Source organism: Pseudoalteromonas sp. S2755, from assembly GCF_005886535.1.
Lineage (GTDB): Bacteria > Pseudomonadota > Gammaproteobacteria > Enterobacterales > Alteromonadaceae > Pseudoalteromonas.
The window spans coordinates 1-20,262 of the sequence record NZ_PNDS01000034.1 but is presented as its reverse complement, the minus strand read 5'-3'; the positions used below and the strand labels follow the sequence as shown (position 1 = coordinate 20,262).

The 20,262-nt window shown below is 43.5% G+C and carries 17 protein-coding genes; 4 read left to right on the top strand and 13 right to left on the bottom strand.

What is annotated here, in order from left to right; all coding sequences use genetic code 11:
- Positions 1-9 precede the first annotated feature (9 nt).
- Positions 10-534: an RNA pyrophosphohydrolase gene (rppH, locus tag CWC03_RS06830; RefSeq protein WP_010369331.1), complete on the bottom strand. Its 525-nt coding sequence runs from the start codon at positions 532-534 to the stop codon at positions 10-12.
- Between the two features lie 439 nt (positions 535-973).
- Between rppH and mutH the strand changes: the two genes are divergently transcribed.
- Both mutH and CWC03_RS06820 read left to right on the top strand, forming a co-directional pair.
- A complete protein-coding gene (gene mutH / locus CWC03_RS06825; RefSeq protein WP_138581134.1) occupies positions 974-1,648 on the top strand; it encodes a DNA mismatch repair endonuclease MutH in 675 nt (224 codons plus the stop codon).
- A 100-nt stretch (positions 1,649-1,748) separates the two neighbouring features.
- Positions 1,749-1,940, top strand: coding sequence for a hypothetical protein (locus CWC03_RS06820; protein ID WP_138581133.1), 192 nt, complete (start codon positions 1,749-1,751; stop codon positions 1,938-1,940).
- Between the two features lie 57 nt (positions 1,941-1,997).
- On the opposite strand, the gene eno is transcribed toward CWC03_RS06820, so the two are convergent.
- The 5 genes from eno to rlmD all read right to left on the bottom strand — a co-directional run bounded on the left by eno (position 1,998) and on the right by rlmD (position 9,697).
- Positions 1,998-3,290 carry a phosphopyruvate hydratase gene (gene eno / locus CWC03_RS06815; RefSeq protein ID WP_010369337.1) on the bottom strand — a complete coding sequence of 431 codons (1,293 nt, stop codon included), beginning with the start codon at positions 3,288-3,290 and terminating at the stop codon, positions 1,998-2,000.
- A 242-nt stretch (positions 3,291-3,532) separates the two neighbouring features.
- Positions 3,533-5,167 carry a CTP synthase gene (pyrG, locus tag CWC03_RS06805; protein ID WP_010369341.1) on the bottom strand — a complete coding sequence of 545 codons (1,635 nt, stop codon included), beginning with the start codon at positions 5,165-5,167 and terminating at the stop codon, positions 3,533-3,535.
- Between the two features lie 163 nt (positions 5,168-5,330).
- Positions 5,331-6,149: a nucleoside triphosphate pyrophosphohydrolase gene (gene mazG, locus CWC03_RS06800; RefSeq protein WP_138581130.1), complete on the bottom strand. Its 819-nt coding sequence runs from the start codon at positions 6,147-6,149 to the stop codon at positions 5,331-5,333.
- Entirely contained in the window at positions 6,133-8,286 is a 2,154-nt protein-coding gene (gene relA, locus CWC03_RS06795; protein ID WP_138581129.1) for a GTP diphosphokinase, read from the bottom strand. Before relA ends, mazG begins: the two co-directional genes overlap by 17 nt.
- Before the next feature lie 91 nt (positions 8,287-8,377).
- Positions 8,378-9,697: a 23S rRNA (uracil(1939)-C(5))-methyltransferase RlmD gene (gene rlmD, locus CWC03_RS06790; protein ID WP_138581128.1), complete on the bottom strand. Its 1,320-nt coding sequence runs from the start codon at positions 9,695-9,697 to the stop codon at positions 8,378-8,380.
- Positions 9,698-9,775: 78 nt separating this feature from the next.
- Between rlmD and barA the strand changes: the two genes are divergently transcribed.
- A complete protein-coding gene (gene barA, locus CWC03_RS06785) occupies positions 9,776-12,541 on the top strand; it encodes a two-component sensor histidine kinase BarA (RefSeq protein ID WP_138581126.1) in 2,766 nt (921 codons plus the stop codon).
- A 204-nt stretch (positions 12,542-12,745) separates the two neighbouring features.
- A complete protein-coding gene (locus CWC03_RS06780) occupies positions 12,746-13,531 on the top strand; it encodes a MipA/OmpV family protein (protein ID WP_138581125.1) in 786 nt (261 codons plus the stop codon).
- Between the two features lie 86 nt (positions 13,532-13,617).
- Here CWC03_RS06780 and purF read toward each other — a convergent pair whose 3' ends face one another.
- The 7 genes from purF to CWC03_RS06745 form a co-directional block, all read right to left on the bottom strand.
- On the bottom strand, positions 13,618-15,150 hold the full coding sequence (gene purF, locus CWC03_RS06775; RefSeq protein ID WP_128727935.1) for an amidophosphoribosyltransferase: 1,533 nt from the start codon (positions 15,148-15,150) through the stop codon (positions 13,618-13,620).
- Positions 15,151-15,168: 18 nt separating this feature from the next.
- Positions 15,169-15,663 carry a CvpA family protein gene (locus CWC03_RS06770; RefSeq protein WP_010369359.1) on the bottom strand — a complete coding sequence of 165 codons (495 nt, stop codon included), beginning with the start codon at positions 15,661-15,663 and terminating at the stop codon, positions 15,169-15,171.
- A gap of 61 nt (positions 15,664-15,724) precedes the next feature.
- Positions 15,725-16,351 carry an SPOR domain-containing protein gene (locus tag CWC03_RS06765; RefSeq protein WP_138581124.1) on the bottom strand — a complete coding sequence of 209 codons (627 nt, stop codon included), beginning with the start codon at positions 16,349-16,351 and terminating at the stop codon, positions 15,725-15,727.
- 36 nt (positions 16,352-16,387) lie between these two features.
- Entirely contained in the window at positions 16,388-17,644 is a 1,257-nt protein-coding gene (gene folC / locus CWC03_RS06760) for a bifunctional tetrahydrofolate synthase/dihydrofolate synthase (RefSeq protein WP_138581123.1), read from the bottom strand.
- Positions 17,645-17,670: 26 nt separating this feature from the next.
- Positions 17,671-18,546, bottom strand: a complete 876-nt coding sequence (gene accD / locus CWC03_RS06755; RefSeq protein ID WP_138581121.1) for an acetyl-CoA carboxylase, carboxyltransferase subunit beta — start codon at positions 18,544-18,546, stop codon at positions 17,671-17,673.
- Positions 18,547-18,680: 134 nt separating this feature from the next.
- Positions 18,681-19,475: a tRNA pseudouridine(38-40) synthase TruA gene (gene truA, locus CWC03_RS06750; protein WP_138581120.1), complete on the bottom strand. Its 795-nt coding sequence runs from the start codon at positions 19,473-19,475 to the stop codon at positions 18,681-18,683.
- A 142-nt stretch (positions 19,476-19,617) separates the two neighbouring features.
- A partial coding sequence (locus CWC03_RS06745) for a FimV/HubP family polar landmark protein (RefSeq protein ID WP_283234887.1) occupies positions 19,618-20,262 on the bottom strand: 645 nt, incomplete at its 5' end.

Below are 20,262 nucleotides of genomic sequence, written 5' to 3'. Positions count from 1 at the left end.
CTCCTATTTTTATCGTTTTGTGCGCCAGAAATCCTTTTGCCCTTGCTGTTCACGTTTACCAAATGGCATCGCAAACGGAGCGAATTCCTTCATTACTCGACGATAGACATCACGCTTAAACGATACAACTTGACGTACTGGATACCAATAGCTGACCCAGCGCCAATCATCGAACTCAGGGTGATGCGTACGTAATAGGTCTACGTCTTCATCTTTACACCTAAGTTTCAATAAAAACCATTTCTGCTTTTGCCCGATACAAACTGGGCTTGAATCTCGTCTAATTAACCTTTTTGGTAGTTTGTAACGTAACCAATGTTTAGAACTTGCTACTATTTCAACATCTTCTGGCCTAAGTCCAACTTCTTCATGAAGTTCACGATACATCGTTTGCTCAGGTGTTTCCCCTTGGTCTATTCCGCCTTGAGGAAATTGCCAAGAGTGTTGTCCGTAACGACGGGCCCAAAAAACCTGCCCCTGATTATTACAAATCACTATTCCGACATTGGCACGAAACCCTTCGGCATCAATCACCTTAGTGCCTCATTTATAAGTCGATTTTTAATGATTGTTCCACAACTCCCGCGTCACGGCAAATTTAATTCCATTCTATACCTAAATTATCTCAGCATACTCTCAAGTTACCCACAACTTGTGCATAACTAAGTATTTTTCAGTTCAAATTACGAACAAATCCACAATTACACACTTCAAACCTCAGGTTTTCCACATATTCTGTGGATAATTATGTTTATAGTCTTGTATTTATCCAAAGCCATAATATTTTCAAGCCGCTCCGACTGTCGCAAAATAAAAATAACTTCATATTTATCATATAGATAATAAAGTTGTTACTTTTGCCATATGTTGAAATAACAAGCCACACTTAAGTTGAGTGCAAAATAACCAACTTACTTCACCACATGATTTCTTTTATAATCGTATTTTTAAGGGATAAACTCAGGAGTATTGCTTGCTATCAGTTACACCACCACGCTCAGTAGGCGAACTTATGCAGCGTGTTGAAAATATAGCTGGTTTAACATTGGGTGAACTCGCTCAGCAGCTTTCGTTTAAAACACCCCAAGACTTGCTCAGAGAGAAAGGCTGGGTAGGACAACTCATAGAAGCAGCATTAGGTGCCACAGCGGGATCAAAGCCTGTGCCTGATTTTGAGCATATTGGCGTTGAACTTAAGACTTTGCCAATAAGCTATCAAGGCAAACCACTAGAGACCACCTATGTTTCTGTTGTGCCGCTGACTCAGTTAACCGGATTAACGTGGGAAGCGTCGAGTGTTAAAAAGAAATTAGCTCACGTTCTTTGGCTACCTATATTAGCCGAACGAGAAATTCCTTTAATAGATAGGGTGATTGGACACGGCTTCTTATGGCGGCCAGACGCACATCAAGAAAAGTTGTTACGAAGAGACTGGGAAGAGCAAATCGAGTTAATCGCTACGGGTCACGTAGAGCAAATCTCAGGGCATCTTGGAGAAGTTATGCAGATAAGGCCAAAGGCGGCAAACGCCAAAGCGCTCACCGACGCCATAGGGCCAAACGGTAAAATAGTGCAAACTTTGCCAAGAGGTTTTTATTTGAAAATCAATTTTACTCAATCGATATTGGCGCAAGAGTTTGGTGCTTAAAAACACCTGTTGACTTTTTGTACAAAAAGTACAAATGTAAAACAACCAACATCTTGTATAGATTTGGTTAACATTTATATTTTTATAGAAGGAAACGACAATGAAATTAAAGTTCAACAAAAAATCGGTTAAAGAACTTAGCGTGAACAAAACACTCGCTATTAAGGTGACGCCGGCTGTTGCTGGAGGTAATGGTCCTGCAACCATGGATGATGCTTGTAATTCACTTCAAGTCTGTTGGACATTTAGAAATGGTCAAGCAAATTGTGAAATTTGGGGTGACGACCGCTAGCAATAAAAAACGCCAGTAGCTAAACTGGCGTTTTTACAATACATCAAATAATGCTAATTACTGACCTTTGATTTCGCTACGGCCTTTATATACCGCTTTTTCACCTAGCGCTTCCTCAATACGTAGTAACTGGTTGTACTTAGCTACACGATCTGAGCGACAAAGTGAACCTGTCTTAATTTGACCAGCCGCTGTCGCCACTGCTAAATCAGCAATCGTTGCGTCTTCAGTCTCACCAGAGCGGTGTGAAATAACGGCAGTAAAGCCTGCATCTTGCGCCATTTTGATAGCATCAAGCGTTTCAGACAGTGAACCAATCTGATTGAATTTAATCAAGATTGAGTTACCAATGCTTTCTTCAATACCACGCTTTAAGATCTTAGTGTTAGTAACAAAAAGATCATCACCCACTAGCTGAACTTTATCACCAATTTTATCTGTTAGGATTTTCCAGCCAGCCCAGTCGCTTTCGTCTAGGCCATCTTCGATTGATACAATTGGGTAACGTGCGGCAAGATCGGCCAAGAAGCCTGCAAAACCTTCTGAGTCGAATGTTTTACCTTCGCCCTTTAGGTCATATTTGCCATCGACGTAAAACTCAGACGCTGCACAATCAAGTGCTAACGTTACGTCTTTGTTCATTTCGTAGCCAGCTGCTGCAACTGCTTCAACAATTACTTCTAGCGCTTCTTCATTTGATTTAAGGTCTGGAGCAAAACCCCCTTCATCACCGACAGCAGTGTTCAGGCCACGTGACTTCAGTACGTTTTTCAAGCTGTGGAAGATTTCAGCACCCATACGTAGTGCTTCACGGAAGCTTTTTGCACCAACAGGCTGAACCATAAACTCTTGAATATCAACGTTGTTATCCGCGTGCTCACCACCATTGATAATGTTCATCATCGGAACTGGCATTGAGTACTGGCCTGCTGTACCGTTGATGTCTGCAATATGCTCGTATAGCGCCACGCCTTTGTCTTGTGCAGCTGCTTTTGCTGTTGCAAGAGACACCGCAAGGATAGCGTTCGCACCTAGTTTTTCTTTGTTTTCAGTGCCGTCTAAGTCCAACATGATTTGGTCGATTGCACGTTGCTCTAGCGCGTTTTGACCTTCAAGTGCTGCCGCGATTTCGTTATTTACGTAGTTTACCGCAGTCAATACACCTTTTCCTAAGTAACGAGACTTATCACCGTCACGTAGCTCTAGTGCTTCACGGGTACCCGTAGATGCACCTGATGGCGCACATGCACGGCCCCATGCACCTGACTCTAGGTGTACGTCCGCTTCTACTGTTGGGTTACCGCGTGAGTCCATAACTTCACGGCCAATCACTCTAACGATTTTTGACATCTTGATTCCTCTTATTCCCAAAGTGGTGTGTGTTGCACTGCTTCTGTCGCAGGCGAATTCAGGGTCAATAAACCCGCTTTAAAGTTTGCCTTATCTCTGTTGCTTCGCAAAGTGAAGAATTTACACGTATCACATTGACGCACCGGCAGATAAGAAAAAGTTTGGCGATAAACACTACACTTAGCGCCTATTGCAAAACCTTCTGCAACAAAAAAGCCGTGCAAGAGCACGGCTTTTTCTTATTACGAAGATGCTTTTTGGTGGCTGTATGCCGCCGCAACAAAGCCTTCAAATAATGGGTGACCATCACGAGGCGTTGACGTGAACTCAGGGTGGAACTGAGCCGCGATAAACCAAGGGTGATCTTTATTCTCGATAATCTCAACTAGTTTCTTGTCTTCTGACAGACCAGTAAATTGCAGACCCGCTTTTTCAAGCTCAGCAACATAGTTGTTGTTTACTTCGTAGCGGTGACGGTGACGCTCAACGATTTCGGCATTACCGTATACTTCACGCACCTTAGAGCCCTCTTTTAAGTGGCAAAGCTGCGCACCAAGGCGCATAGTGCCACCCAGATCAGAATCGTGGTCACGTACTTCAATCTTACCGTCCGCATCTAACCACTCAGTGATCAGACCAACCACTGGGTGTGGGCTTTCAAGATCAAATTCAGTTGAGTTAGCACCAGTAAGACCTGCAACGTTACGCGCATACTCGATTAGCGCAACTTGCATCCCTAAACAAATACCTAGGTATGGTACTTTGTTTTCACGTGCATACTTTGCAGCTAAAATCTTACCTTCAACGCCACGGTTACCAAAGCCACCTGGTACTAAGATAGCATCAAGGTGCTCAAGTAACTCAGTGCCTTTGCTCTCGATATCTTGAGAGTCAACATATTCAATATTCACCGTTAAACGGTTTTTCAAACCAGCATGCTTCAATGCTTCGTTAACTGATTTATATGCGTCCGGTAATTCAATGTATTTACCAACCATACCAATTGTCACTTCACCAGTAGGATTTGACTCTTGATAAAGTACTTGTTCCCACTCAGATAAATCCGCTTCTGGACGTTCAAGGTAGAAACGACGACAAATGATGTTATCAAGCTCTTGCGACTTCAATAGCGCAGGGATCTTATAAATACTATCTACGTCTTGTAGTGAGATAACTGCTTTTTCTTCCACGTTAGTGAATAGGGCAATCTTCGCGCGCTCGTTCGCTGGCAGTTTACGGTCCGAACGACAGATCAGAATATCAGGTTGAATACCGATTGAACGAAGCTCTTTCACAGAGTGCTGAGTTGGCTTAGTTTTCACTTCACCCGCAGGGCCTAAGAAAGGTACTAGTGTCAAGTGCATAAACAGAGCACTTTCGCGACCAAGCTCTGTGCCTAGTTGGCGAATTGCTTCTAGGAAAGGTTGTGACTCGATATCACCAACCGTGCCACCGATCTCTACGATAGCAACATCATGGCCTTCCGCGCCTTCAAGCACGCGACGCTTGATGTCATTTGTGATGTGAGGAATAACCTGAATAGTGGCACCTAAGTACTCACCTCTGCGCTCTTTGCGCAACACGTCTTCAAATACACGGCCTTGTGTAAAGTTATTACGCTTGGTCATTTTAGTGCGAATAAAACGCTCGTAGTGACCAAGATCAAGGTCGGTTTCCGCGCCGTCTTCGGTTACGAATACTTCACCGTGTTGGATAGGGCTCATGGTCCCAGGGTCAACATTGATGTAAGGATCCAGCTTTAGAATCGTTACTTTCAAGCCACGTGCTTCTAAAATAGCGGCTAAAGAAGCAGCTGCAATACCTTTACCCAAGGAGGATACTACTCCGCCCGTTACGAAGATAAATTTTGTACTCATGCGAACCCTAGAAATTTCAGGAAAATTGGAATTTAAATAAGAATCAAGACGGGGCGATAGTATAGCAAAAGCACCCAAGCCATTCCAGCTAAAAATGACTTAGAGCGGTAATATATTTTATCACGAGGTCATTTTCGTTAACGACCCAAAAGTAAAATCGGTCTCAGTTTTTACTACGTTGACGACGTTTTACAGTCTCCCAAGCAGCATCCATTTCCTCTAGGTTCGCATCTTTAAGTGACAGTGAAGATTCATTCAGAACGGCTTCGACTTGCACAAAGCGATTTTTAAATTTGTCATTGGCTTGTCGTAGCAGCTGCTCCGGATCTCGTTTTATATGTCGGCTCACATTCACAGTCGCAAACAACAAGTCGCCCACCTCTTCCGCAGTATGTTCAGAGAGTGGATCGACTTGCAGTGCCTCGCTCACCTCTGCAACTTCCTCTTGTACTTTATCCCACGCGCCGTGGTAACTTGGCCAGTCAAATCCGAGTTTGGCTGCTTGCTTTTGAATTTTGTAGGCTTTTGATAATGCAGGCAAGCTGCTCGGAATATCCGCCGCGAACGTTTCCTTTTTTTGCCCCTGTTTTTCTTGCTGTTTAATGGCGTGCCATTGCTGCTCAAGCTCGGCTTTGCTTAAGTTTTCCTGTTTTTCAAATACGTGAGGGTGACGTCTCACTAATTTGTCATTGAGGGTTTGCACTATGTCTGCAAAGTCAAACAATCCCTGCTCTTTTCCAAGCTGAGCATAAAACACCACTTGGAACAGCAAGTCCCCCAACTCTTCTTTTAAGTGAACAAAATCGCTTTGCTCGATAGCATCGGCAACTTCGTGCGCTTCTTCTAACGTATGAGGAACGATGGTTTTAAAGGTTTGCTTCTTATCCCAGTCGCATCCAGTGCTTGGGTCACGCAACTGCGACATAATCTCTAGCAGCTGCTCTATCCCCGTTGTTGTAGAAGGATTACAGTCGTTTTGCATCAAAAACACCTTCGATTTGCATCAATTTAGTCAGCAAGCGATGCATAGCAGAAAGGTCATCCACCTCTACTTTCATCATAAATATTGCTACGTTTTTATCGTCTTGTGTTTGTACATTCATATTGAGCACGTTGACTTTTTCATTGGCAAGCACCGAGCTAATGTCTCGGATCAGCCCTTGGCGGTCGTGCGCTTCAATTTTTAATGTAATGGCGTATGATGCTTTTACATCCTCAGACCAACTGACCGCAATCTCCCGCTCCGGATGTATATCCGTAATGTGAGCAAATGACTCACAATCAGAGCGATGCACTGCAATACCTCGCCCTTGCGTGATATAACCCACAATTTCATCGCCTGGTACCGGCTCACAGCATTTCGCCATATGGCTCATCAAGCTGCCAACCCCATCAACAACCACTGCGTTTTTGTCGCCTTTAGTGTGTTTTGGTGAGGAAATTTTTAACTTAGGAGTATCCTCAGGTTTATCCTGTACATAGTTCAGGAATTGATTGATACGAATATCACCAGCACCAATCGCCACCATTAAATCGTCGAGTTCTTTAAAGTTAAAGCGGTCAATCGCGGGTTCTAAATCTTTATAGGTAATATCTAGTTTTTGCAGATGGCTATCTAAAATTTCCTTACCCGCTTGAAGATTTTTGTCTCTATCTTGCTGCTTAAACCAGTGATGGATCTTACTGCGCGCTCTTGAAGAATGAATATATCCCAGCGAAGGGTTTAACCAATCTCGACTTGGTGAAGCATTTTTCTGGGTAAGAATCTCTACCTGATCGCCAGTGCGCAGCGTATAAGTGAAAGGCACTATTTTACCAAACACTTTTGCACCAATGCAGCGATGCCCGACGTTGGAATGAATGTAGTAAGCAAAGTCGAGTGGCGTCGAGCCTAACGGCAAATCAAAGATATCGCCCCTGGGCGTGAATACATAAACACGGTCCTCGACAACCTGATTCTTCAGCTCATCTGCTATTTCACTGCCATCTACCACTTCTTCTTGCCACTGCAACAGTTTGCGTAGCCAGCTAATTTTTTGCTCGTATCCTGAGTTTCGGCCCGGCAATGCACCTTCTTTGTACATCCAATGTGCCGCTACCCCAAGCTCTGCATCTCGATGCATAGCCTCAGTACGAATTTGGATTTCTACCGTTTTGCCCTCAGGACCAAATACCACGGTGTGGATAGACTGATAGCCGTTTTGCTTAGGCGTAGCAATATAGTCGTCAAACTCTTTGTTTAAATGCCGCCAACTGGTGTGCACAATACCCAAAGCAGCGTAGCAATCTTGAATTTCATCTACCACCACACGCATCGCGCGAATGTCGAACAACTGTTCGAATTCATAGCTTTTCTGCGCCATTTTTTTATAAATGCTGTAAATATGCTTAGGGCGACCATAGACCTGCGCTTTAATACCTGCATCCGCAAGTTTTTGTGCCACCGAGTTAACCATATTTTCCATATAAGCTTCGCGGTCTAAGCGCTTATCAGAAAGCTTCTTGGCAATAGACTTGTACGTATCAGGATGCAAATAACGGAACGAGAGATCTTCAAGTTCCCACTTTAATTGGCCAATCCCCAACCGGTTCGCAAGTGGTGCAAATATATTGGCAGCCGCTTTTGCAGCAACGACTCTTTCTTCTTCAGATGCTTTCTTAACCGCACGTAAATGGCAGATTTGCTCAGCAAGCTTAATCACTACAGCACGCACATCTTCTACCATGGCGAGTAGCATACGGCGGATATTATCGACTTGTACCTTACCCGAACTTTGGTGTGCCAACGTACTAATAGTGTCCATATTCTCCACCCCTTTTAAAAGCAGAGAGATGTTTTTGCCAAGCGCTTCTTCCACTTGCTCGAGGGACAACTTTCCAGCAACAAAATAAGGAGTTAAAAACGCAGTTGCTAAGGATTCGCTATCAAAATTTAAATCTGCAAGGATCTCTACCATTTCGATGGCATTATTGAGATGTTCCGTTGACTCATCCGCGGGACAAAGTTCATAGGCCTTTTGCAGCCAGTCTCTTTGAGACTCAGACAAGTTTAAGATAGTGAGTCGCGCATCAAACTCTAGTGGCAAAGTGGTTTGATGCGACTGCCGTGTAGCAACCATGTTTTGATACCTCCTTAAAATTACTTACCCACCTCATTTTCGGGTAAATTATCTAGCTAATGCTCGAGCAATAACGGCCTCAAAACTCAGGCTATTTACACTGTTTTTTAAACAGCGCCATGGTTTCGATATGTCCCGTGTGGACAAACATATTCATTAAGCCAAGCTTTTCTAATTCAAAGCCTGCCTGTGCTATCACCAAAGAATCACGCGCCAGCGTCACAGGGTCGCATGACACGTATAAAATACGGGTAAACTCCGTTAAAGGTAATTGCTGTAGTACCTCAAGTGCGCCTGGCCTTGATGGATCCAGTACCAACACATCCAGATTTGCATCGAACCAAGCAGCCTCTGTAATCGACTGGGTTAGATCAAAACAGTGAAACTGAACATTACTGATTTGATTAGTTTGCGCATTTTGCTGAGCCATTGCAACCGATTGCGCTTCACCTTCTACACCAATTACATTTTTTGCTTGTTTTGCGAGCACCAAAGAGAAATTTCCCACCCCGCAGAAAAGGTCGAGGACACTTTCATCGTTACTCAGCTGTAGCCATTCTGTCGCTTGGCGCAGCATTGCTTCATTTACTGATTGATTCACTTGAATAAAGTTGTTCAATTTAAACTCAAGTGTTAAGCCAAATTCATCAAGGTGATAGTACGGCAAGGGGGAGTACACAACCGGCCTCTCGCCATCGTCAAACAGAACCTGACAATTTTCCAGCGCGTTTTGTAATGTTTCGCGAGTCGAAGCGGACAGTGGCTTTGTATGACGACACAACACATAGTTATGGTTGTCGGCCTGACAAAGCTGAATATGACTGATCAGCCTAAACTCACTTAGCGACTGTGCAAGCCTACCTAGCGTGTTAAAAATACTATCAAAGGGCGACACCAATACGTCACACTGTGCTATTTCGACAATCTGCTTCGACTGACTTGCTCTAAAGCCCAACTTCACGCTTTTGCTTTGTTTATCATAAATACATGCCAAACGAGCTGCACGACGATAATGAAGCGGCGTAGAGGTAATAGGCGCTTGCCAAGGCAACTGCTCAATGTTAGCAAAACGCGCAAAAAGTTTTTCAACTGCATATTGCTTTTCATTGAGCTGACCATCAACACTCTGATGCTGCAGGCTACAACCACCACACTGCTGGTAATGCGGACAAAACGGCTTAACACGCTCTTTGGAGGTATTAAGTACTTTAGTCACCTTTGCTTCTAACAGTTTAGACTTTGCCTGTACAACCTGCGCTCTCACTCGCTCGCCAGTTAAGCCACCAGTCACAAAACAGACCTTACCTTCATGGCGAGCAACACCTCTCCCCTGATGGTCCATTGATTCTATGTCTAATTCTATTTGCTTTGGCGGCTTAGCAGCTTTCTTAGCACGAAAAATCTGTGCCATTGGGTTCCTCATTTGTTTGCTTATCACGTCGGTAAAAGATAATCTTAGTTACAGATTTCTCTGCACTTTTTTGACCCTATGACAAAATTAAACCTGCGTGACAGTATTTTACTACTCACTCTTTTGCCAACCCTTTTGGTTGGCTTGCTACTTGGTGGTTATTTTACTATAAATCGCTACGTAGAGCTTGAGGAAATTCTGATAAGTCAGGGAAATCGCATCGCAGATTCACTGGCCATGTCAGTAGAATACCCAATAGAAAAACAAGATAAAGCGCATTTGCATCGCATTTTAAGCCAAGCACACAATAAACACGCACCACTAGTAAAAAGCATCGCGCTGTTTGATAAGCAAAATCAGCTTATTCTTACTAGTAACTATCATAGTGAGTTCGACAAATTACATTATTTTGGTGAAGTGCAGAAGCTACAAACCACCGAAGTCACTACACTAAAAAATACCTTTGTGTTTTATTCACCAGTTAAAAACCATTTAGCCAAAAAAACCGATTGGCACAGTGCAGAACCAGCAACGCTCGCGGTTTTAGTTGTAGAGATCAGTAAAGACCAAGCGTTAATATCGCAGCAGCGCGCACTGATCTTGAGTGCTATTGTTATTATTTTCTCCTTTTTACTTAGTGTTATGTTGGCCATGCGATTATCACGTATGCTGACCAAGCCGATTGCCAGTTTGATTTTGGCCACAGACAAACTCAACGAAGGTAAACAAGACATCGCTATCAATGAGCCGATGCGGGGTGAATTTGAGCTGTTGCGCCAAGGCTTGATTGTTATTGGCAGAAAGATGGCCAATCAAAAAGACGAAATGCAAAAGCACATTGATCAGGCAACTAGTGATTATCGCGAAACCCTAGAGCAGTATGAAACGCAGAATATTCAGCTCAATATTGCCAAAAAAGAAGCACAAGACGCTAACCGCGTAAAATCGGATTTCTTGGCTAAGATGAGTCACGAACTCAGAACGCCGCTCAACGGGGTCATTGGCTTTACTCGTCAACTTTATAAAACACCATTAAATAAACACCAAAAAGATTATTTAGATACCATAGAGCTATCCGCAAATAGCCTGCTTACCATCATCAGTGACATCTTAGATTTCTCAAAACTAGAGGCTGGTGCCATGGAACTGGAGAACATCCAGTTTGAATTGCGCGACGCCGTCAATGAGGTCATGACCTTATTAGCGCCAAGTGCCCACGACAAACAGCTAGAATTTTCCATTTCTGTTAATCGCCAAGTGCCCGATAACTTAATTGGCGACCCAACGCGATTTAAACAGGTATTGACCAATCTAATTAGTAATGCCATCAAGTTCACGGAGAAAGGCTCAGTCAAAGTGGATATTAATCATCGCTTGATGGATGAGTCTCAGTCTTCGTTGTTAGTGTCTGTCAGCGATACAGGGGTTGGTATTGCACAAGATAAACAGGACGCGCTATTTACGCCATTTGCTCAAGCTGACACCAGTATCACCCGTAAATTTGGCGGCACAGGTCTTGGTCTTATCATCACTAAGCATATTGTGGAGGCGATGAGTGGTCGTATTACTCTTAACTCGGCGCCAGGAAGTGGTACCTGTTTTTCATTTAATGCGGTCTTTGCTCTGCCAAACCGCCTCTACAACGACGATTTACCAAGCAAGCCGCTGGAAAATAAGCGCGTACTTTACTTTGAACCGCAAGAGCATACTCATTTCGCTGTAATGGCACAGCTACAAGCATGGGATATGCAAGTGACTCGTTGCCTCACCGAAGAGGAATTTGATACAGCCTTGGCGCAGGATTTTAATTACGATATTTGTTTAATCGGCTCTATGGCAAGCGTCGACCAAATGCAAACGGTTAAGAGTTACATCAAGCAAGCTCGCGGATCCGCAGACTACTTATACTTAATGGTTAATACCGTGTCTCATAACATGCGTGAGGCGCTTATTGGCAGTGGTGCTGACGCTTGTTTAAGCAAACCGCTTAATCATAGAAAACTATGCGAAATGCTTGCAGCACCCTATCGTTTAGACCACCCAGACATGAGTGCTAACGAAATTGAAGCCGCAAGTTTACCACTTAAAGTACTCGTTGCGGATGATAACGATGCTAACTTGAAGTTGATCTGTACTTTGTTAAATGAACAGGTAGAGGCAATAGATACCGCACATAACGGTGCTCAAGCAGTTAGTTTATGTAAATCAAGGAAATACGATCTTATATTTATGGATATTCAAATGCCCATAATGGATGGTATAAGCGCCTGTAGAAGCATAAGAGATTCGTCCTTAAATGAGGATACCCCTATTATCGCCGTCACCGCACATGCGCTTGCTGGTGAAAAAGAGCAATTGCTTAAAGATGGCTTTAGTAATTATATGACTAAACCCATAGATGAAGATATGCTCAAGCAAATTATTTGCGACCATAGCGTATCTTCACCAGTCGCGAGACAAAAAAATATCGAGAGTCATCAGCACAGTGTGCCGCCATTTATTAGCCAAATGTTAGATTGGGGATTAGCATTACAGCGAGCGGGCAATAAACCTGATTTAGCATTGGAAATGCTTAACATGCTACTTTCTAGCGTGCCCGAAACGTTGCAACAGTTGGAGTCTGCACAAGACGCAGAGGATCTCCCAACGCTGCTAAAAGTAGTGCATAAGTTTCACGGGGCCTGTTGTTACACTGGCGTACCAACTCTAAAGAAATTGGCTGAAACTATTGAGACGGGATTAAAGCAAGAAAAACCACTCAGTGATATCGAGCCTGAGCTATTTGAACTGGTTGATGGACTCACTTTATTGCTTTCTGATTCCGAGCCCGCACAATCCAACTGACCTTTATTCACACTCATCTATTCGCTACTTTTATGCAAACAACCATAGAAACAGCGAATAGAAAGTGTGCCACATAGCTCCTAACACACCAGACAACGCTTCCCGACAATTTATTACACTTTCTAACAGCACTTTCCCAAGCCTTGTAACAAACTTCTTACATTCTAATTTCTCGCAACCTTTAACTTACGAAAGGAATTCTGTATGTATCTCATCAAGTCAGCACTTACGTCTACTGCCATCTTCACTCTCGCTTTTGCTTCTTGTAGCCACGCCATTGAAACGTCATCTGACGAATGGCAAGTTCGTCTAGGAGGAGGAGCAGCCGCTGCAGATTTGCCGTGGAAAGGCATTGACAGTGAGCTGATCTCAATTCCCATTATCGATATCCAAAAAGGAAACTGGTTTATCAACAAAGACAGCTTAATTGGCTATCGCTTTCCTATTACCGAAGATTTATCTGTCTACTCCGGATTGGGCTATCGTCAAGACGGCTATGACGGTGTGTTCCGAGATGCGAAATCCGAGGACGAGGTTTTTGAAGGATATGACGCACCGAATGGCGATGTTACCGTTAACTACGGTGTCACCTATCTATGGTTTACACTCGCTGGTCACAGTGATATTTCCGATAATTCAGATTCAACCACGGCTACTTTTTCGGTATCAATCCCACTGTACAACGATGGTCGAGGATTTAAAATCTCGGCAGTAGGTAACGTTGAATGGCAGCAATCTGATTACGTCAATTATATTTATGGGGTGAGCGGAAAAAACATCGATATAAGTCGTGGTCGAGTAGGCTATTTAACTGCTGATGACGCTGTGAACTATTCTGCAGGGTTTACCGCACATTATCAGTTAAAAGCACAACTCAGTTTGGTTGGTGGGATAACACGGACTAAGCTCGATGATGTTATTGCCACTAGTCCTTTGCTAGACAGAGACACCAGTGACCTCGCTTATGTTGGCCTAGTCTATCAATTTTAGGTCATTGTCTGAGTTAAAATTAAATAAAAAACCCAAGTCAAACTTGGGTTTCTTTAGCATAATACTTACTCACATCACCAGCTAGTTTAATCGCTTTCAGCGCTTTCTGTTTCTTGGTTATGTAGTTCAAGGCTAGCAGACATCGCGGCTTCACGATTAGACTTTGCAGAATCGTTGCGCAACTCATCAATGTGATTGAGGTAATTTTGGTCAACATCACCTGTGATGTATTGACCATCAAATACAGAGGTTTCAAAACGAGAGATCTCTGGATTTTCTTGACCAACAGCTGCAATCAAATCGCTTAGGGATTGGTAGATCAACCCATCCGAGCCAATACTTGCGTTGATATCTTCCACTTCACGGCCATGTGCGATCAGCTCTGATGCAGAAGGCATATCAATGCCATATACGTTCGGGAATCTTACCTCTGGTGCTGCTGAAGCAAAGTATACGTTCTTCGCACCCGCTTCACGCGCCATTTCAACGATTTGCGCTGATGTTGTGCCTCGCACAATGGAGTCGTCGACAAGTAGCACGTTCTTACCAGCAAACTCTCTGTCAATTGCGTTAAGTTTACGACGTACAGACTTTTTACGCAGCTCTTGGCCAGGCATAATGAAAGTACGGCCAATGTAGCGGTTCTTAACAAACCCTTGGCGATAAGGTAGCCCTAGCACGGAAGCAATTTCAAGTGCGATATCACATGATGTTTCAGGGATTGGGATAACCACGTCGATATCTTTATCGCCCCACTCCGTTGCGATCTTCTCACCGAGCTTGGTACCCATATTGACACGAGTCGCATAAACAGACATCTTATCAATGTTTGAATCTGGGCGAGCAAAATATACGAACTCGAAGATACAAGGTGCAAGCGTCGTTTTAGCAGCACAAATCTGAGAGAAAAACTCACCATTTTCGGTTACGTAAATAGCTTCACCAGGTGCAACGTCTCGCACAAACTCAAAGCCATCCGTTGCCAATGCAACGCTCTCGGAAGCGAACATATATTCCATGCCACGCTCTGTTTCTTTCTTACCGAAAACAAGCGGACGAATACCGTGAGGGTCTCTAAATGCCAAAATACCATGGCCGATGATCATCGCGATACTCGCGTAACCACCAGAAACAATAGACACAACCTCAGTTACTGCCGTAAACATGTCTTCCGCGTCTAATTTCATCTTGTCTGTTTTGCCAAGCTCGTGAGCTAAGATGTTCAGCAGGATCTCTGAATCAGACGTAGTATTAACGTGGCGACGCGCTTGAGTAAACAAACGCTCCTTTAATTTTTCTGCATTGGTTAAGTTGCCGTTGTGCGCAAGGGCAATACCAAATGGAGAGTTTACGTAAAAAGGTTGAGCTTCTGCTGAGCTTGAAGAACCAGCAGTAGGATAACGTACATGACCAAGACCAATGTTGCCCTGTAGGCGTTTCATGTGTCTTGTATGAAATACGTCTTTCACTAGACCGTTTGCTTTTCGTAAGCTAAACGTATTGTTGTCAATGGTAATAATGCCAGCCGCATCTTGGCCGCGGTGTTGCAAAACAGTTAAGCCGTCATAAATCGCCTGATTAACAGGAGATGTTCCGACTATCCCAACGATACCACACATTAAAAATTTCCTCGCCGATTAACGGTTTACTGAATCTAAAAAGCTCGAGTTATGTTCAAGATAGGAGAAAAACCACTCTATCACAAAGCCAAATTCAGGAATTAAGTTTGATGTTTTCCACCACTGCGTGTCTGGTGCACTGGTAAACGCATCAAGGAAAAAGAGTAAGGCGCTAACGACCAACACACCTCGGAGTCCACCGAATACAATCCCAAAGATCCTATCGGTGCCTGAGAGCCCAGTTCTTTGAACCAGTTCACTCAAGACATAGTTAACAAGCCCACCTAACATCAAGGTCGCAAAAAAGAGTATGGCAATTGCGGCTGCATTTCTTAAAAGGGGTTCTGAAATGAATGTTAGGAAGGTTGCGAGATATTGATAAAATATACTAGAGATGAAAAAAGCGCCGATCCATACGACAAGTGACATCGCTTCTTTGACAAAGCCTCGAAGCAAGCCAAAGATAGTCGATAAACCAACAATACCAAGAATGGCGTAATCAACCCAGATCATAGTAACCAATAAGTCGTTAATGTGGGGCGCATTCTAAAAGGTTTGGCATCTAAATGCCAGATCATTTTGTCACTTCAAATTGAGTCAAACGACCATTTAACTTAGTTAATTTCTTTAATTCTGGTAACTTAGCTTCAAGTTCAGCTTTATTTAAATCTGGTCCGACAAACACTTTTGTCAGTGTACCGTTGGGCGTTTTAACGGGTTTTGTAAAGGTTTTAAAGCCATTGTCAGCAAGCTTCTTCGTCAGTGCATCGACGTTCGACTTATGTGAAAAGCTACCCAGCTGAATAACATAGGCCATTTTTGAAAAGTTAGCAGTCTCAGGACGCGTTAATTTCGCCACCTCAACTTTGTCAGTCTTTGCGACGGGTTTTGCCTCAACTTGTGTAGATGACATATCTGATTGCTGCGTATTGGCTAGCGTCGTCTCCTCTGTGCCCTCTAGCTTAGCATCATCGGCGTCAATATCTTCCACTGACTCAGAGGGTAACTCAGGCGCAAGCTTGGCTTGCGCATCCACTTTTTCTTGTAGATCAATGGTTTTGAACTCAGGTCTTTCAGGGATCGCTTGAAATCCTTCCTTGTAATGGACCTTTTCACCATCAAGGATATTTGGAATAAAGATCACCGCAGCAACTACGACGATACTCGTTCCGACAAGGCGATTTATAAATACTGAGTTCACAACTTTACTCTCTACTAAACATTAAATCTTTTTTGGTTATTTTCGCCAGTATTCCATTGCCTCGGCAACAGTAAAGAACGAGCCAAATACCACCAATGCCTGCTCGCTCGTAAACGTATCAAGCTGAGTATCAAGTGCTGCTGTAACACTATCGAATAAGGTAACATTGCAACTTGAGTCAAGCAGTGGTCTAAGGTTCTCTGCACGCTCTCCACGAGGCCCTGAAAGTGAAGCTAGACTCCAGCTATCTATATATTGGGTAACTTCTTTCAGCACACTGGCTTTGTCTTTATCCGCAAGCATAGCGACTAAGGCATGAATTTTAAACCCTTTTTGCTTGAGTTCTTGTAACTTAGTTGCCAAATACCTTGCCGATTCTGGATTATGAGCAACATCTGTATAGACTAATGGATTTGTATTGAGTTGTTGAAAGCGACCTTCTACTTGCAAGTTGGCCAGACAAACCTTCACTTCATCATAGCTAGGTAGTAACTCAAGTTTAGCTAGTACTGTTAACGCTGTTGCAGCGTTTTGTGCTGGAATAGCGGGTTTGTCAAAGTGCCAATCAAAATCAAGATATTGCCATCTAAACTGAGAATCTAGCGGGGTAAAATAAAAATCGCGCTTCGATAACACCATATCTGCCGCAATTTCGTTGCCATAATCTGTAACCGTGTGTGGAATATTTAAATCGCCAACGATTGCAGGCTTACCACTGCGGAAAATGCCAGCTTTGTCATAACCTACCAGCTCTCGGGTATCACCGAGATACTCTTTATGATCTAAGTCGACAGTCGTGATAACAGAGGCAAATGGCGAGACTATATTCGTCGCATCAAACCGCCCACCTAAACCAACTTCAAGCAAAATATAATCAACCTTACAGCGCTTGAAAATACTGAGCGCACCAAGCGTACCAAACTCGAAATAAGTCAGTTGAGTGTTTTTACGGGTGTCGTCGAGGAATTTAAATGCATCGATGTGATACTGATCTTCAAGCTCCGCCCCATTCACTCGGACACGCTCGTTGTAGCGTACTAAGTGTGGTGAAGCGTAGGTACCAACCGAAAACCCTTGTGCGAGCAACAACGATTCCAAGCATCTCGCCGTTGTACCTTTTCCATTGGTACCACCAATTAGAATAATTTTACTGAAAGGCTCAAGTAATCCGGCTTGCTCGGCAACTTGCGCTACACGCTCAAGTCCCATTTCAATGGTGGCTGGATGAATTGCTTCTAAATAACAAAGCCAATCATCAAGGCTTGATGATTGGCTAGGCTGTTTAACCGTCATAAGTTGAGTAGCTCAATTTGAAAAATTTACGCTACTCTATGCTCTTGTTCAGTGGAAGGCAAGTCCATAAACTTCGCTAAAATGCGCGCTAACGTATCACGCATTTCACGACGGTCGACAATCATGTCAATCGCACCATGCTCTAATAAGAATTCACTGCGCTGGAAACCCTCAGGTAGAGTTTCACGTACTGTTTGTTCGATAACACGTGGACCCGCAAAACCGATAAGTGCTTTTGGCTCCGCCACATTGATATCACCAAGCATCGCCAGTGATGCAGAAACACCACCCATAGTTGGATCGGTCAATACTGAGATAAATGGCAAGCCTTTGTCACTCATCTTGGCCAATGCAGCACTTGTTTTCGCCATTTGCATCAATGACATAAGTGCTTCTTGCATACGTGCACCACCAGATGCAGAAAAACAAATTAATGGCATGTTATGTTCTAAGCAAACGTTAACTGCATCTACAAATCTCGCACCAACAACCGACGCCATTGAACCACCCATAAAGGAAAATTCAAAAGCAACAGCAGCAACAGGAATACCCTTTACGCGACCTTTCATTGCAACTAAAGCGTCTTTTTCACCGCTCGCCTTTTGTGCTTGAATGATACGGTCCGAATATTTTTTAGAGTCTTTAAACTTTAATACGTCTTGTGGCTCATGCTCTGTTCCAAGCTCTTGACGATCCGCATCATCTAAGAAACTTTCAAGGCGCTTACGTGCCGTTATGCGCATATGATGATCACACTTCGGACATACGTTTAACGACTTTTCTAACTCCGCTTTGTATAGGATTGAATCACAATCTGTACACTTTGCCCAAACCCCTTCTGGGATCTCTTTTTTACCAGAAGATTTTGTGGTTTTAGGTAAGATCTTTTCTAACCAACTCATTTGCAACTCTCTATCGTGCTTTATTCTGTTCCGTCAGTAAAGACAGACATCTTTTCCCAATTAAATCATGATTTAGCTATAGGTGATATAAAAAACTGGTCTTAAGAGTACAAGGTACTACATAAATATGACCGTTACGCTAATTCCTCAGGCAAAAATAAAGGCCCTAGCGGCATCTTTTCTATTTGCCATTGTTCAGGGTAGTCCACATCAACTAAATACAATCCGTTAGGTTTTGCCGTGGCACTTGCTAACGTGCGATCTTTGGCAACAAGCAGCTCCGCCATCCACTCTGGCTCTTGCTTGCCAACACCAATATCAAGTAAACAACCCGTAATATTGCGCACCATATGATGTAAAAACGCGTTCGCTTTAATATCAATAACAATATATTTGCCAATGCGTTTCACCTCTAAGTGATGGATATTCCGAAACGGCGTATTAGACTGACAATGTACCGCCCTGAAAGACGTGAAATCTTGCTCCCCTATCATCACAGGGCATGCTGCTTTCATTCTTTCAACATCAAGCTCGTGGTGAAAATGCGTTACGCCACTGCGTAAAATGCCCGGTCTGTAGGTATGATTATAAATAACGTAGCGGTATCGGCGAGCTGTCGCAGAAAAACGAGCATGGAACTCAGGGTCGACTTCTTTAGCAAATCGTACCGCAATGTCATCGGGAAGCTGAGAGTTCATTCCTAATGTAAAGGCGCTCATATCGCGAGCAGAATCCGTGTCAAAATGCACGAGTTGACCCGTTGCATGAACCCCCGCATCAGTGCGCCCCGCGCAAGTTATCTCAACGGGATGATTACAGATATTCGATAGCGCTTTTTCTATTTCTTCTTGGACACTGCTGACATGATTTTGCCTCTGCCAACCACTATAATTTGCACCATTATATTCAATGCCTAACGCTACTCGCATACTTTTTCTATCGCAACCCATAACAAAAACGACATTTTATGCGATTGGCGATGTGAATTAAAGCGCTTAAGCTAAGAAGTAGATGATGATACCGGCCAAACAAGGCAACTACTTTGTTTGCTCGGTATCATAGATGTGAGTATTAAGACTCTGTAAGACCGGATTTAAGCAGCTCCGCCTCAGCTTGCACCGAATCTGGGCCATTCTCAATAACATCGTTGAGCGTTGATATAGCCGAATCATAATCTTGAATTTCGATGTAAGCTTTTGCTAGATCTAATTTAGCGGCAAATCCTTCGTCCTCTAAATCAACATCCGTGGTATTTTCACCCGCTAAAAGCTCTTCAAAATCGCCAAGCCCAACGTCCATATTTGCGCCAACGTAAGGTTCAACATCGCCATCAAGGTCGTCGCTTTGTTCAAGTAAGTCTTCAATTTCTAAGTAGTCTTCTGTACCTTCAGCGTCCGTTGGTAACGCTTGGGCTTCCCCTGCGACCAATTCGTCTTGTAACAAGCTATCGAAATCTACTTCAAAATTTTCCGCATTTTCGGCTTCAAAGTCACTAGGGCCATCCAGTTCGCTGAGTAGAGCATCAAAGTCTGCTTGGGTAAAGTCAGCCATAAATTCTTTTTCAATTTCGGCTTCATTGACTTCTGGTAATTCAGATTCTGTTTGTGGCTCAGAAAGTAGAGTTTCCAAGTCATCTTCATCGTTGAATTCAGACAGAGTCTCTTCGTCAAAATCTGCATTTAACTCTGGTAGATCGTCTTCGATTTCAAGATCTGG